This is a genomic window from Klebsiella sp. K47, from assembly GCF_051858335.1.
Taxonomy (GTDB): domain Bacteria; phylum Pseudomonadota; class Gammaproteobacteria; order Enterobacterales; family Enterobacteriaceae; genus Klebsiella; species Klebsiella pneumoniae.
Window position 1 is genome coordinate 1 of the sequence record NZ_JBPYUI010000121.1, and the last position, 309, is coordinate 309.

The window sequence follows — 309 nt, forward strand, 5'->3', positions numbered from 1 at the left end:
ACTTTTGCGTGAACCGCTGGTGCGTACCGTGGTGATGACGATACCTTCCTTAACGGCATCGGGTAACGAGCCGTCCGTTTCCAGAACCTGACCCGGCGCCAGATGAGGGCTGGAGGAATGCCCGGTGACGTGATATTGCGCGTTCAGAATGCGTTCGTGTCGCAGACGGGCGAAATACGCCCCGGACTCTGTACTTTCCGCGTCACCTGCTGTCAGGAACGGCTCCGCGTAGTGGTAAATTTCACCGGCGGTGCTCCCTTCCTGACTGCTGATACTTTCCGTGCTGTCCTGCGGCGTCAGCGCTTCCCG

General features: G+C 59.5%; 1 protein-coding gene. It reads right to left on the minus strand.

The genetic code is table 11. The features are described 5' to 3' along the window. On the minus strand, window positions 1–309 hold a 309-nt coding region (locus RRF55_RS27365), incomplete at both ends, for a contractile injection system protein, VgrG/Pvc8 family (protein WP_281157800.1).